General features: G+C 42.2%; 12 protein-coding genes. 6 read left to right on the top strand and 6 right to left on the bottom strand.

Annotated features, from left to right (window positions below; genetic code table 11):
• Positions 1-11: 11 nt before the first annotated feature.
• The 5 genes from BFP97_RS07035 to dnaB all read right to left on the bottom strand — a co-directional run bounded on the left by BFP97_RS07035 (position 12) and on the right by dnaB (position 6,882).
• The gene (locus BFP97_RS07035) at positions 12-1,751 is read right to left on the bottom strand and encodes a M14 family metallopeptidase (RefSeq protein ID WP_069841735.1); all 1,740 of its coding nucleotides are present in this window, start codon (positions 1,749-1,751) and stop codon (positions 12-14) included.
• 6 nt (positions 1,752-1,757) lie between these two features.
• On the bottom strand, positions 1,758-3,380 hold the full coding sequence (locus BFP97_RS07040) for a M14 family metallopeptidase (protein ID WP_069841736.1): 1,623 nt from the start codon (positions 3,378-3,380) through the stop codon (positions 1,758-1,760).
• Positions 3,381-3,490: 110 nt separating this feature from the next.
• Positions 3,491-4,486 carry a zinc-binding alcohol dehydrogenase family protein gene (locus BFP97_RS07045; protein WP_069841737.1) on the bottom strand — a complete coding sequence of 332 codons (996 nt, stop codon included), beginning with the start codon at positions 4,484-4,486 and terminating at the stop codon, positions 3,491-3,493.
• The gene (locus tag BFP97_RS07050) at positions 4,483-5,310 is read right to left on the bottom strand and encodes a DUF2726 domain-containing protein (protein ID WP_069841738.1); all 828 of its coding nucleotides are present in this window, start codon (positions 5,308-5,310) and stop codon (positions 4,483-4,485) included. Before BFP97_RS07050 ends, BFP97_RS07045 begins: the two co-directional genes overlap by 4 nt.
• A gap of 12 nt (positions 5,311-5,322) precedes the next feature.
• The gene (gene dnaB, locus BFP97_RS07055) at positions 5,323-6,882 is read right to left on the bottom strand and encodes a replicative DNA helicase (RefSeq protein WP_069841739.1); all 1,560 of its coding nucleotides are present in this window, start codon (positions 6,880-6,882) and stop codon (positions 5,323-5,325) included.
• 183 nt (positions 6,883-7,065) lie between these two features.
• On the opposite strand from dnaB, the gene BFP97_RS07060 reads away from it, so the two are divergent.
• The 6 genes from BFP97_RS07060 to BFP97_RS07085 all read left to right on the top strand — a co-directional run bounded on the left by BFP97_RS07060 (position 7,066) and on the right by BFP97_RS07085 (position 12,633).
• Positions 7,066-8,433, top strand: coding sequence for a UDP-N-acetylmuramate--L-alanine ligase (locus BFP97_RS07060; RefSeq protein WP_069841740.1), 1,368 nt, complete (start codon positions 7,066-7,068; stop codon positions 8,431-8,433).
• 7 nt (positions 8,434-8,440) lie between these two features.
• Positions 8,441-9,247 carry a 3'-5' exonuclease gene (locus BFP97_RS07065; RefSeq protein ID WP_069841741.1) on the top strand — a complete coding sequence of 269 codons (807 nt, stop codon included), beginning with the start codon at positions 8,441-8,443 and terminating at the stop codon, positions 9,245-9,247.
• 6 nt (positions 9,248-9,253) lie between these two features.
• Entirely contained in the window at positions 9,254-9,766 is a 513-nt protein-coding gene (locus tag BFP97_RS07070; RefSeq protein ID WP_069841742.1) for a hypothetical protein, read from the top strand.
• Between the two features lie 27 nt (positions 9,767-9,793).
• Positions 9,794-10,576, top strand: a complete 783-nt coding sequence (locus BFP97_RS07075) for a LytTR family DNA-binding domain-containing protein (protein WP_069841743.1) — start codon at positions 9,794-9,796, stop codon at positions 10,574-10,576.
• 62 nt (positions 10,577-10,638) lie between these two features.
• A complete protein-coding gene (locus BFP97_RS07080; protein WP_170827422.1) occupies positions 10,639-11,709 on the top strand; it encodes a serine hydrolase domain-containing protein in 1,071 nt (356 codons plus the stop codon).
• 99 nt (positions 11,710-11,808) lie between these two features.
• A complete protein-coding gene (locus BFP97_RS07085; protein WP_069841745.1) occupies positions 11,809-12,633 on the top strand; it encodes a formylglycine-generating enzyme family protein in 825 nt (274 codons plus the stop codon).
• A 262-nt stretch (positions 12,634-12,895) separates the two neighbouring features.
• Here the strand turns inward: BFP97_RS07085 and katG are convergent, their stop codons facing one another.
• Positions 12,896-15,115, bottom strand: a complete 2,220-nt coding sequence (katG, locus tag BFP97_RS07090; protein WP_069841746.1) for a catalase/peroxidase HPI — start codon at positions 15,113-15,115, stop codon at positions 12,896-12,898.
• Positions 15,116-15,304 lie beyond the last annotated feature (189 nt).

Below are 15,304 nucleotides of genomic sequence, written 5' to 3' on the forward strand. Positions count from 1 at the left end.
TAATACCTTGATTATCTGGTTACGACACCACCTTTAGCACTGTCTACCGTAATGGTGTACTTGCCTCTTCCGCTAACAATCCAGCGAACCTTGACAACTGAATTACCAGGGATATTATTGATCCTTATCTTTTCAGGCTCTGCCTTCTGTTCTCTAGTGAAATCTCTGTCCTCATTATCCACGATCATACCTGCTTGCACATCTACACCTGAAATGCTGATGTAGTCAGGACGCTCAATCTTATATTTCAAATCTTGAGATGCGTGAGTAGGCATCAATCTATCATTCTGGATATAAGCTGTGATTTCTCTTAATCCACCACCCAAGTCTTTCTCTTTCACTTCAGGGATGCTCAAGTTCGGCATATGGAAAGCGTGATAGAGTGTAAAGGCCATATTTCTATGCAACTCTTCTTCTAGCATAAAGCCAGGGGTCGCACGACCGAAATTCTTTTTGAAACCACCGATTTCAATTTCACCATAGGTCGGGTGATTGTAAGGTTTCCATGGTTCGAAAGCATCGCCCATCAACAACTCAGTATCGATATCATAATTCAGGTTTTGTCCACCTTCATTATTCTTATAGTAGGCAAAACGTGTGAATATCTCATTGGAGAAAGTGTAGATACCTCTACTACCATACATCCAATCCAGCTCACCACCGAATACAGAGTACAAATCCTTGTACACTACTAGGTAATTGTAACCCGGCATGATCTTCTCTCCTTTTCGGCCAATAGCATCATATATTCTGATATCCGCTCTGTTGTAAGTCGAAAGATCTTCCTGAGCGCCAGGTCCACGAAGGATCATTCCTCCTGAGTTATGATAACTCTGTCCACCAGCGATATTCGGATGTGCTAACACGAAGTCCGCGACATTTCTGTTCTCAGGTACGCTGAAAGGATATTTATATGCACCCCTCTGGATATAATCCGGCTGCCATTTCCATGCCCAGTCCCTGTTCGGATCGTAATAACCTACGCGATCCTCATTTACAAGGCCATCACCATCATTATCGATACCTTCTTGACCCAGCATTTCATATCGCTGCACATTTGCAGGAACATTATCATCCACTCCAACCACAATCATCTTACGTGGATCTTTAGGGTCAAGAATGAAGTTTCCTGTAGCACTCTTTCTTCTCATTTGAGTGATAGAGCCATTACCATCGAGATCATCTGGAGCATCTTCATCGAAGAGGCCGTCACGGTCATCATCAAGAGGAATCATTCCTGAACGTGGAGAACTGCCTGTATTAGGCTGCTTCATATAGTCATTTCGTGCATCCGGATTGATGGTTGGAATGATATAGAAAATACGATCGTCCAACATCTGAGTGATATAGTCTACATCACCATAGTTTTCCGTCAGGTACCAGGCAGTATAGATTGATATCTCAGCACCCTGAATCTCATTCGAGTGAATATTTCCATCAATATAGAAACCAGGCTTACGGTCTGGATTTCCCTTCTCGTAATTGGTAATCTGTAACATCCACATATCACGACCTTCATAAGATTTACCAATAGATACCCTTTTCACAAGATTAGGGTGAGCATCAGCAATCCTCTTGGTCAATGCAGCATGCCCCTCAGCAGTGTAATAGCGATTAAAGCTAATTTGAACTTTGGGGTTGTGCGGTGAGCCTACAGCTCTGAATATCTCATCTGCGCTTTGCGCAAAAGCTGGGGTTATAAACCCAAGTAAGCAAATCGATAGAGCGAGTTTGTTTATATACTTTTTCATGTCGGCTTATTTGAGGTTAACATTAGATGAAGTGAATCCGATGTGCGGTGCTCCGGCCTCGATGGTCACAGCACCTTTACCCTTGATTAACCAGGTCATAGATCGAGCGGCATCACCGTCAATTGAAGGAATCAAAGTAATCTTGCGTCCAGAAACGATTTCCTGACCATTACCTAGCTTTAATTCCACCTTTACTCTTCTGAGCCAACGCGATCGTGTACCCATTTGAGAATGCGTTGGTAGCGTACCGCCATTATATAAGTCGACCGTGATACGGGTCATTCCCTTACCGACAGACTCTGTTCTCATGTTGATTAACTCGACACTTGCCTGCATTTTAGCCACTTCCATGATAAACTCATTGTGCTTGCTGGCCAAATCGTCAATCATTGAGATTGGAGGATTGAGCATATTGAATGGTGCAATCCCGCCTACTTCAACCTTCATTCCAGGGAAGTCAGGATGATCCATTTCTGTCCAATCTGCGAAGTAGTTCGATAGTCCTTCTTGCTCGGCCCACCTCAGGTAATTCACCTCTCTATTCTTATCGCTGTTCTTTTTCATGGTAGAATCACCTTTTACCATAGGTGCCCACCATCCTGGCGTGCTTAAGCTTATTCTACCAAAGTGGAAATATGCCCACTGGTTAAAGCTACCTCCTGGCTCCACCGATGGTGGCGCGTCTTTGGTACCAACAGTCTTGTTGTACTTTCCAGAGATTAGCTTATTCAATGTCTCATCATCTTTAAGCACACTGGTGACTACTCTCTTGGTGGCTCCACCTCTATTGTATCTCCATGCACTAGAAAGATTATTTCCAGGGCCGAAAGTCATGATGGCATAAATATTCCATTTGGTATAGAGGATATCCAATAGTGCTCGGTTCTCCAATTCAGAAACTGGGTGTTCACCAGCGCCTGGAGTGAAGTAATCGAATGCGAAAGTCATACTCTTGTTGAAGTAGATACCGCCTTCTCCATCTTCGTTGAAAGCACCATCCTTATCGTTATCGGCACCTTCGGTAAACAGGTGATACTTACCTTTTTCACCTTTCGATTTATTGGCTTTGATCATTATACGATCGTCTGCTGGATGGGTAATCCAATCTCCTGTGGCATCTTCCACACGCATCATGGTAATCATACCATCACCGTTTAGGTCTTCGAATGGGTCTTCATTCATTCTACCATCACGATCATCATCTGTATCTTTTGCGTTACCACTTCTACCATATTTCAGGTTGGCAAAGTACTGCTCAGTGGCATCAGGGCTCATATTTGGAAATACATAGTATGTGGTATTCTCCAAAGCGCTCATATTGTTATTCACAATATCTTCGGCAAAGCGAACTGCCATTTCTACCCCTAGTAAGTGTTGGCCTTCAACGCCACCAACTACGGCCATAGCAGGCTTATTCTCCATATCGCCTGTACCCAAGGTGAGCATCCAGACATCTTTGCCTCCTAATGTTTTTGTGATAGACTTCAAGGTGGCGGCATTTGAGGAGCTGGCCAATCCACGAAGTCGTTGGGCCAATTGACTGGCATTGTTATAGTCCTGCGCCCAGATGACCTGAGTTAAGAACAACAATGCAGCAACCAGTCCAAACTTGTTCCGATTGATTCTCATATAGTTTTGATTAATGATTTTGAGTTTACTATTTAAATGTAAGTAAACCTCAAGCGACAATAAGTGAAAGTATCGGAAATGTGAATGGCAATGAGGGCCTTTGGGTGGGGTTAAAACTCAAGAACCAGCTTCCCAAACTGCTTTCCTGCTTTCATTTCGTCAAAAGCTGAAATGATCTGATCAAAAGGTCTTTCAGAATCTACAACTGGTTTGATTTGATGTTCATTGACAAAGGCCACCATGGCTTCAAACTCCTGATCATTACCCATCGTAGAACCTTGAAGGGTAATTTGATTCCAGAACATTCGGAACATATCAAGTTTTTCAGGGGTACCATTGGTAGCACCATAGAACACAATACGGCCTGCAGGCTTCATGATCTTGATAAAGTCATTGATTTGATTGCCACCAGCGCTATCAATCACTACGTCAAAGCCATCCGTTTCTTTTTGTACCTTTTTGAACCAGGCTTCTTCCCTATAGGAGTAGGCACCCTTCGCTCCCATTGAGATACATTTTTGCATCTTTTCTTTGGAACCTGAAGTGACATAAACATTGCAACCCGCAGCTAGAGCAAATTGAAAAGCAAACTGTGCCACTCCACCACCTACACCCGAAATAAGAACGATTTTTCCTGCCGAAGCAGCTCCGTGATGAAACAAAGCCCTATAGGCAGTCAAACCCGCTAAAGGCAAAGCAGCCGCCTCAGACCAGTTGAGATGCTCAGGTTTGTCTTGTAAGCGATCGACTTCAACTACAATATATTCGGCAAAGGTACCATGAGTAGGCATCCCGAGAACGGAGTAATCCGAAGCCTGCGCTTTTGGATCACTTCCCCAATTCACATTAGGGTTGATGATCACTTCTTTTCCTACTAAACTTTCCGAAACACCTTCTCCAATGGCTTCTATAACGCCAGCACCATCGGAACCCAACACCTTTCCAAACTGAATATTGGGATACATGCCTTGCCTGATCCACTGATCTCTTCGGTTTAGAGCCGCTGCTTTCAACTTAACTCGAACTTGTCCATTAATTGGTTCTGGAATTGGCTTTTCTACTATTTCAACCGGTTCGGATTGGTCAGTAATGATAAGAGCTTTCATAAATTCTTTAAACTAATTAAAAAATCTAAAAACTGATTTTCACTAGAAGTATGATCTTTTTTTCTCAAACGATACAGCTTATATCCGCAACGTTCAATTATTCGGTTCTTAATTAAATCTTTTGCTACCTGACCTTTTGAATCGTGGTGTCCGCTGTCTAATTCAATTATGTGTTTTGGTACTCCAGTTAGATGATCAGCAATAACACAATCTATAGAAGAAGAGTAGTATAAACTTCTTTCATCTTTCGATAAATCTTCGGTGTTTAAATCATTAAATAGATCAGACAATGATATGTTAGGTACTATGATTTCTTCTTGAAAAACACATCTCGCAGCCGCGTAAAACTCTCTTTCTTGCGGGGAATTAAAGACCGAACAAGCCAATTCGTCTTTCTGACTTTCAAACTCTTTTTTTTCTAAAGCTCTATTACTTTTTATAGAATCAAATTCTTTTTTGGCTCTACGCTTATTTTCTTCAGATTTAATTTTTAGAAAATCATTGTTTGAGCTCAACTCAGCGTAAATTGGATCACCTGTTAATCCGTCAAGATGCTGTAACAAAATATCATACTGCTTATCTGTAAGTTTGAAACTGTAACTTGATGCCTTATGCGTATTTAAAAAAAACTGATAATGCAATAGCTTTTCATCAGATGTCAACTTTTCGTCATTGACTAATTCATTAATAAAGTTCGCTTTAAACAAATCATAATGAATCGGGTCTCGAAAGAGTTCCTCAACTATGTAATTATCTTCGATACATCTCTTAAGCCCATTCCAATCTTTAACACTTATAAATTCAAGGATTTTGTTAGATGTCAAAATATTGAAAAGTTAGAATGGAGCTTCTTCATCATTAGTTGGCAGGTTTGGCGCTCCACCATTGGCCTTACTCGGAATTGTCACTGCTCCGCCCGACTCAAAACTTGATGTACCATCTCCTATGAAATTTGATCCATAAGTTCCTCCACCCAAATTAGAGTCTAAATCGGTGAACTTGGTGTACTTACCAATAAACTTGAGCTGGACATTTTCCAATGATCCATTTCTGTGCTTAGCTATGATGACTTCTCCGACACCTTGGGTCGGCATGCCGTTCTCATCCTGTGTAATACCATAGTATTCAGGACGATAGAGGAACATTACCATATCGGCATCTTGCTCAATTGATCCGGATTCCCTGAGGTCGGAAAGCTGGGGACGCTTATCTCCGCCTCGGGTCTCAACGGCTCTACTCAATTGTGACAGCGCAATTACCGGCACATTGAGCTCCTTAGCTAAGTTCTTCAAAGATCGGGAGATAGAGGCGATTTCCTGTTCACGGTTACCTCCTCCACCTCCACTCTTTGAGGAGTCGCCTGACATCAGCTGCAAGTAATCAATTACTATTAACTGAATGTCATGCTGTTGTTTCAACCTTCTACACTTCGCCCTCAATTCGAGGATTGAAAGTGCAGGGGTATCATCTATAAATATGGGGGCTTTGGTCAAATTTGCTGTTTTATGGACGAGTTGTGCCCATTCATGCTCAGCGAGCGTACCTTTCTTGATCTTCTCACTTTCTAACTCTGCTTCGCCTGAAATCAGACGATTTACCAACTGTACCGAAGACATCTCCAAGGAGAATATGGCACAGGCCTGTCCATGATCTACCGCTGCATTTCTGAGGGCCGAAACCACAAAGGCGGTTTTACCCATGGCAGGACGTGCCGCGATAATCACTAAGTCAGAACGTTGCCAACCGGAGGTCACACGATCGAGATTTGTAAAACCAGAAGGCACACCTGTCAAACCATCCTGATGGTCTTTCCTGGTCTGGATTTCCTCCAAAGCAGTGGCCATGATGTTACGCATGCTATCATACTCCTTTCGAACATTGTTTTCTGATACTTCGAAAAGTGACTGCTCCATCTTGTCGAGCAGCTGGAAAACGTCAGTAGTATCTTCAAAAGCATCCTTCTGAATTTCTGATGAAATTCGGATCAACTCTCTTTTGATAGATTGTTCGACTACGATTCTGGCATGGTACTCAATGTTGGCTGCCGAACTCACACGGTTAGTCAACTGTGTGATATAATAAGGACCGCCAACAATTTCGATTTTACCAGTCTTTCTTAATTGACTGGTCACGGTAAGAATATCAATAGGTTCGGAAGCCTGGAAAAGGTCATAAATCGCTTGATATATTTCCTTATGTGCTTCCTTGTAAAAGGACTCAGGACGAAGAATATCAATGACATTTGTCAGTGCATCCTTCTCCAGCATCAGCGCACCCAAAACGGCCTCTTCAAGGTCAACGGCCTGAGGGGGCAACTTGCCCAGTTGAGCCGCATCGCTAAGCCCACTTTTGGACTTATAACCGAGACGTTGAACTGCTGATTTTCCCTTTTCCATTCTTCAAACTTAGACTCATTTCTGTGACCGAACAACCATTATATTTTTTTATTATTCCCAACTTATCAACCAAGTTTTACACAATGGCCTTTCTGTCATTTTTGAGGGTATTACTATCATGAAAACGAAGTTGGGACACCATTTCTTTTATCTTATTTTTGATTTCACTTTCATTACTTATTCATGATCTCAAACCAACGCATTCACTTCATCGCCATAGGTGGAGCGGTTATGCACAATCTGGCTATTTGCCTCAAAAACCTTGATAATCAGGTTACTGGGTCAGATGACATGTTCTTTGACCCTTCGAAAACCAATTTAAGAGATCATGGACTGCTACCAGAAAGTGAAGGTTGGGATGCCAATCGTATCACCCCTAACATTGATCTCATCATTTTAGGAATGCACGCCAAGGCGGATAATCCCGAGTTATTGAAGGCACAAGAACTTGGTTTGAAAATCCTCTCCTTCCCTGAGTTCATCTTTGAAGCTTCAAAAGACAAAAAACGAGTAGTTGTAGCTGGCAGTCATGGTAAAACTACTATCACTTCCATGATCATGCACGTGCTCAAATCGATGGGTAAAGATTTCGACTATATGGTTGGCGCCCAACTGGATGGATTTGACCAAATGGTGCAGCTATCGGATGCTCCGGTCATCATTATTGAAGGCGATGAATACACTACCTCCCCCCTAGATTTGACTCCGAAATTTCTTCACTATAAACATGACCTGGCATTAATCTCGGGTATCGCCTGGGATCACTACAACGTCTACCCCACTTTAGATAATTACATCGATCAGTTTAGACAGTTTATCGCGCTCACTCCAGACCATGGAAAAGTCTTTTACGCCCTAGAGGATAAGGCCTTGTGTGCATTGGTTGAAAGTGTAGGAAGTCCCGACAATTTGGTTCCTTATGGGCCGCATGCTTCAGAAATAGTAGATCAACAAACAGCTCTGTTACATGATTCTGGCAAAACAGCCATAGAGGTATTCGGTCAGCATAATATGCAGAACCTTCAAGTGGCCAAGAACATCTTAAATGAGATAGATGTCACTGATGAGGAGTTCTATCATCATATTCAAACTTTTGCCGGAGCTGCCAAGCGAATGGAGAAAATGGGTGAGAACGATCAAACCATCATTTTCAAAGACTTTGCCCACGCCCCGTCCAAGCTCAAAGCAACTTCGACTGCAGTCAAGAATCAATTTGATAACAGAACCTTAGTAGCCTGTATAGAGCTCCACACCTTCAGCAGTTTAAACAAGGCTTTTATTGATCAGTACTCGCATACTTTTGATACCCCTGACGAAGCTTTGGTATTTATCAATCCTAAGACCGTAGCGGCAAAGAAACTGGAAATGATCAGCGAGGAAGAAGTCAGGTCTGCTTTTGATAGAGAAGACATAAAACTCTTTACGGAAGCCGCAGCACTCGAAAATCATCTTTTATCTCAGAAATGGGCGGCCAAAAACTTACTTTTAATGAGCTCGGGCGACTATGGTGGTTTGGACCTGGAAAAAATCAAAAAATCAATTCTGAATTAAGCACTCAATGCAACTCAATCTAAAAAACCCACTTGTATTCTTTGACCTGGAGACTACAGGAATCAACATTTCTCAAGACAGAATTGTGGAGCTGGCCATGCTGAAGGTGATGCCTAATGGCGAAACTGAAAAGAAAGTACAATTGGTCAACCCTACTATACCCATTCCTGAAGAATCAGCTGTCATTCATGGCATTAGAGATGAGGACGTGGCAGATAAACCGACTTTCAAGGAGTTGGCCAAGAATCTGGCAAAATTTCTGGAGGGTTGCGATCTAGGTGGATATAACATTGTTCGCTTTGATGTTCCTCTTTTGGTTGAAGAGTTCTTGAGAGTGGATGTCGACTTTGATGTGAGCAACCGTAAGCTGATCGATGCGCAAAAGATATTCTTCCTTATGGAACAGCGTACGCTTTCCGCAGCTTATAAATTCTATTGTGGCAAAGAGCTTATAGGTGCGCACGGTGCAGAAGCTGATAACGATGCCACCTTTGAGGTGTTTAAAGCACAAATAGAGCGATATAATGGCATGGATGTAACAGATGCCTCAGGTCGCGAAGTTGGAAAGATCGAGAATGATATGGGTGCTATCCACAACTTGGTAGCTTCAAGAATGGTAGACCTAGCGGGCAGAATTGTGCTCAACGATAAAAATGAAGAGGTCTTTAATTTTGGCAAACACAAAGGGAAACCTGTGTCAGAAGTTTTTAAAAGAGAACCTGGTTACTACGATTGGATGATGAAGGGAGACTTCTCTTTAGACACTAAGCGCAAACTGACTAAAATTAAGCTCAGCGGTTTTCAAAAAGGGTAATGAGTTATGGTCAAAGTCTTATTTGCTTTAGCAGCTATCTTTCTGTTTAATAATGTCATTTACGCACAGACCGAAGTTTATTCAGAATCAAATAGAGGGTTCACCTTTAGGTACTTTGAGGGTTGGACTATTTCTAATCAAAATGAAAGAATAGCAGTATTTGCTCCGAAAGAGAACCGAAGAGATTATCAGGCGGAAAACTGGGGGATCACCTCAAGTTTCATCGGTAAAAGAACTCTTGAAGAATGTTATCAAGAATATATAATTGAATCGTTTCCAAATTTATTTGAAAGTTTCAAAATTATTGATCAGGGTCAATCGCTTCTGGACGGTGTTAAATTCAAATGGATTGAATACGGCTTTGTTCAAAATGGACTGGAGATAAAAAATTTGACTTATCTGGCAGTTCACAAAGAGGAGCTTTTTGTTTTAATCGGATACTCTAGTAAAAACAGGTTTGATGTCAAATATGGCAACTTATTTAGAAAAATGATGGAATCGTTTAAGTTCATTAAGTAGGTCAGACCACTTTGATATAGAAAAACCTTGCTAAAACTTAGCACTTCATATAAGCACCACTTCCTTGTCGCCATTATCATAGGTGTCTGGCTTGTCTTGTTTCTAGTGTTAATAGCTCCCTTTGATACTGCAGATTTACCTATGCCTATCAGGGTTCAAATACTCCCTCCTTATGGTTTAATATCTATTGTCGGATACTGCATATTGGTACCTGCTCAGAATTGGTTGTTCAAAAAAGCTGGTAAATGGAATACCTTGTTTGAGTCCATCTTTCTATTGGCTTTTAATGTCATTGTATGGATCGGAAGCTATCTCTACTACAAGACTGATATCATCAATGGGGTGTATTCTTTTAGCAAGTTCACACTCGAAGTCTACTACCCTATCTTCTTTATCATTTTGCCCATTTTGATATTTGTTCGTTGGTATCTAAACAAAAGAGCACCCGATACTGAGTCTGACAAGATTATCCTTTCAGGAGAAAACAAATTAGATGTACTTCAGATCAAACAGTCCGATCTCATCTGCATTTCGAGTGCCGATAACTATGTGGAAGTGACCTACCTTACCAAGGAAGGTGTCAACCGCAAGCTGCTTCGGACCACCCTGAAGAATGTCCATGCTCAAAAACCTGAATTGGTCAAAGTCCATAGATCGCATGTAATCAATCCCCAACATTTCAAAGAATGGAAGGACTCCAATACCATCCTTCTCACCGAAATGGAATTGCCAGTATCAAAAAGCTATAAGCAAAACCTAATTTCACTTGATCATTCGCCCCTAAAAGCCGATAGTTTATCCCAGACGTAGTAAAAAGTGAGGTTTGGCCTAATTTATCCTTCATGTTTGTTGAAACAATTAATGACAACAAAATGAAAAAACTCATCATTCTTATTGCACTTTTTATTGGTTTCAACAGCCAAGCGCAAGACAAAGCTGCTAAGGCAAAGGCCTTATTAGAAAGCTTAATTAACAAGGATAAAATCGTTGGAGCAGCTGGGGGCTTCACCATCGATGGAGAAACCGTTTGGCAATCAGGCGCTGGTTATGCCGATCGTGACGCAGGATTGGAATTCACACCGACTACGGTTACTCGGTTAGCATCTATAGCCAAGTCTATGACCGCTATAGCAGTAATGCAGTTGGTTGAACAAGACCTCATTGATTTGGATGCTCCAATACAGACCTATATCCCTGACTATCCCAGGCAACCTAAAACTCAAATCACAACAAGGCACCTCTTATCTCATACCTCCGGTATGAAAGGCTATACAAGTGCCAAAGATGCACAGACCAAAATAGAGTACCCTACTCTTTATGATGCATTGGACATATTCAAAGACAGAGAACTTCTTTTCGAACCGGGTACCAGATACAGCTATACCACTTATGGTTATACTGTCTTGGGTGTAATTGTAGAGAGGGCTTCAGGTATGACTTTCGAGGACTATATGCAGAAGAATATCTGGGATAAAGCAGGCATGTCCAACACTGGGGTGGAGAAATTCGGTCAAAAGAAACCCAATCAGTCAAGCTTGTATCACCAAATCAGAAAAGGAAAATCCAGAGATGGTAAAGAAAACAATTTGAGTAATCGTATTCCCGGTGGTGGATTTTACTCTACTCTTGAAGACATGCTCAAATTTGGCAATGCCGTGATCAATAATGTTTTCGTAAAAGAAAGCACCATGGACTTAATGCGTGAACATCACAGTTTGGAAAAAGAAAGAAATGCCTATGGATTTGGATGGTTTTTGTACAACCCTAAGCCCAATGAGGGAGCCATTATCGGTCATAGTGGAGAGCAGACAGGTTCATGTACGCAAATCGTGATCGTACCACATCTTAAGATAGTCACAGTCATTCTCACAAACACCTCCGGAACCTTCTCAGAAGTCCAACCTGCTACATTCAATCTATTTAGTATTGCAAACGAGAAGTAAAAGCTGATATTCCTATGAAAATTGATTCGCAAGAATGAACAGTATGGTGCCAAACAGTTCGGTAGATTTATCGTTCGGTAGAAAGAAGTTAACTAAGGCATGAAATTGACAACTCTCGGAAATACTAGATTAATCACATTCTTGTTGGTCAGCATACTATCATTTGGACTCAAGCGGGCTGAAACGGAAATCAGCACACAGGTTGAAAAGCCCGAAATGGTCAGAGTAAAAGGCGGCTCATTTATGATGGGGCAGACAGATGGCGAAGGTGATGAAAGACCTATCCACAAAGTGCTATTGAATGATTTCTATATTGGTAAATATGAGGTAACGGTAGCGGCTTATCGCTCCTTCTGTAATGCCACTGGCAGAGATATGCCGAAAGTACCAGAATGGGGCTGGATCGATGACCACCCAATTATCAACACCACCTGGTACGATGCCCGTGATTATATAGTATGGCTTAATAAAACGATGAACGAAACTTATAGACTACCAACAGAGGCTGAGTTTGAATATGTAATGAGAGATGGTGGTAAGCCCGGTGTTTACCCTTGGGGTGATGGACTTCCCAAAAACGAGAACCTTGCAGACGAGTCACTAAAAGAATCGACAGGCAGAACAAATGTCTGGAAAAACCACAACGATGGTTTTGCCTTTACCGCCCCAGTAGGTTCTTATGCACCAAATGCCCTAGGTGTGTATGATATCAATGGCAATATCTGGGAATGGTGTAATGATTGGTACTATGAATACAGCTCAAATGAAGCGGACAACCCTAAAGGTGCTGCTACTGGGGACAGCAAAGTAGGTCGTGGGGCGAGTTATGATGCAGACCCATGGCATTCAAGGACGGCTAGTCGTGCCTATGTAGAACCAACTTTTCAAAGACCTGGTTTTAGACTTGCCAAGAGCATTGACTAAACACTCGACTCAATTCTATTCATCAGTAGTCAGAGGTATTCTTAAAGGAAGCATGTTGATCAGGAGATCCCTGTTTCCACGGGAATGACGAAGAAAAAAGCAGACAGGAAGAGGAGTTAAGCATCCATTCAATCCCAACGTCATTCCGGAATTTTTCTTCCGACATTTCAATTGGGAAGAAAAATGTTCGGGATCTAAAAGCTGAAACGAAAAAAGGTGATCCGTTTCCGGATCACCTTTTCTGTTTATAGTAAGTTAATTCTTAAGCCAGATCAAAACGATCTAGGTTCATTACTTTATCCCAAGCGGCTACAAAGTCATTTACAAACTTTTCACCAGAATCAGCACAAGCATAAACTTCGGCTAAAGCCCTAAGTTCAGAATTAGAACCAAAGATCAAATCAACTCGTGTTCCAGTGCCTTTGACCTCTCCTGTTCTTCTATCACGACCTGCAAATACTTCGTCCGCGTCAGATACTGCGCTCCAAGTAGTGGTCATGTCCAATAGGTTTACAAAGAAATCATTGGTCAACACTCCCGGTCTACCAGTGAAAACACCATGCTGAGAACCATTATAGTTAGTATTGAGTACTCTCATACCTCCTACTAGCACCGTCATTTCCGGTGGTGTCAAAGTCAACAACTGTGACTTATCCACTAACATCTCTTCACCTGAAGTCTTATGCTTCGCAGCATAGAAGTTTCTAAATCCATCAGCAATAGGCTTAAGTGCGTGGAAAGAATCCACATCAGTCTGCTCTTGCGAAGCATCCGTACGTCCAGGAGTAAATGGTACAGTGATATTGTGACCGGCATCTTTGGCAGCCTTCTCAACACCTGCACATCCACCTAGAACAATAAGGTCAGCCATAGAAACACCTTTGTTTCCAGACCGCGCACCGTTGAATTCTGACTGAATACCTTCCAGTGTCTCCAATACCTTAGCTAGCTGTGTTGGATTATTCACTTCCCAATCTTTTTGAGGAGCCAAACGAATTCGTCCACCATTTGCACCACCTCTTTTGTCGGATCCACGGAAAGTTGAAGCTGAAGCCCAAGCCGTAGAAACCAATTCTGATACAGATAAACCAGAAGCTAGGATTGAAGCTTTCAATGAAGCTACGTCAGCATCATCAATCAAATCGAAAGTCGCAGCAGGAATAGTGTCTTGCCAGATCAAATCTTCCGCAGGCACTTCAGCACCTAAGTACAAAGCCTTAGGTCCCATATCTCTGTGCGTTAATTTGAACCATGCTTTAGCAAATGCTTCTTCAAAAGCTGCTTGATCATTGCGGAAGCGTTTAGAAATCTCCAAGTAAGCTGGATCGTTTTTCAAAGCCATATCGGCTGTTGTCATCATCAAAGCTTGCTTTTTCGATGGATCGCCAGCAGCTGGTGCCATATCAGCATTAGAAGCTGCTGTTGGTGTCCATTGGTGAGCTCCAGCAGGGCTCTTAGTCAACTCCCAATCGTAATCCAATAGTACCCTGAAATAATCATGATCCCATTTATTTGGGTTTGGTGTCCAGGCACCTTCAATACCACTGGTGATGGTATGATCACCATGACCTGTTCCGAAAGTGTTCTTCCAACCTAAACCTTGTTCTTCGATAGAAGCTCCTTCTGGCTCTCTACCAACGTACTGATCCGGGTCAGCAGCACCGTGCGCTTTTCCGAAAGTATGACCTCCAGCAACAAGGGCTACAGTCTCTTCGTCATTCATGGCCATACGACCGAATGTCTCACGGATATCCATACCTGATGCCACAGGATCAGGGTTTCCGTTAGGTCCTTCAGGGTTTACATAGATCAATCCCATATGTACGGCACCTAAAGTCGCCTCAAGCTCACCATCGGCATAACGCTGCTTGTTACCAAGCCACTCGCCTTCAGATCCCCAATAAATATCTTCTTCCGGCTGCCAAACGTCTTCACGTCCACCAGCAAAACCGTAAGTCTCAAGTCCCATAGACTCGATCGCACAGTTTCCTGCTAAGATCATCAAGTCAGCCCAAGAAAGTTTTCTTCCATACTTCTGCTTTACAGGCCAAAGCAATAGACGTGCTTTGTCAAGGTTACCATTATCAGGCCAGCTATTCAGCGGAGCAAAACGCTGAGTTCCTGATCCTCCTCCACCACGACCGTCAGCGATACGGTAAGTACCTGCACTGTGCCATGCCATACGGATAAAGAACGGACCATAGTGACCATAATCGGCAGGCCACCAATCTTGAGAATCCGTCATTAGATCATAAAGGTCCTTTTTAACTGCCTCTAAATCGAGTTTCTTGAACTCCTCAGCATAGTTGAAGTCTTCATCCATAGGATCGGATAAAGAAGAATGTTGTCTAAGAATGTTTAGGTTGAGCTGGTTAGGCCACCAGTCTCTATTTGAGGTTCCTCCACCGGCACTTTTTTGCATAGTACCACCGTGGAATGGGCACTTACCTGCAGGGATGCCCGAATGTCCATTGTTTTCCATTATGATTGATCGGTTTAAATTGTTTAGACCAAATCTAACACAATCCTTTCAATACTTTTCATTAATAATTTCTATCAACTTATTGACAAAAACTATAACACTGAGCTAGACAAAACTATGCCTGTTTGGCGCAAGAGATCGCGCTGAGAAACTGACGAAAATCATCTTTCATGTAGAGTCATATTGACA

This window comes from Roseivirga sp. 4D4 (assembly GCF_001747095.1).
Taxonomy (GTDB): Bacteria; Bacteroidota; Bacteroidia; order Cytophagales; family Cyclobacteriaceae; genus Roseivirga.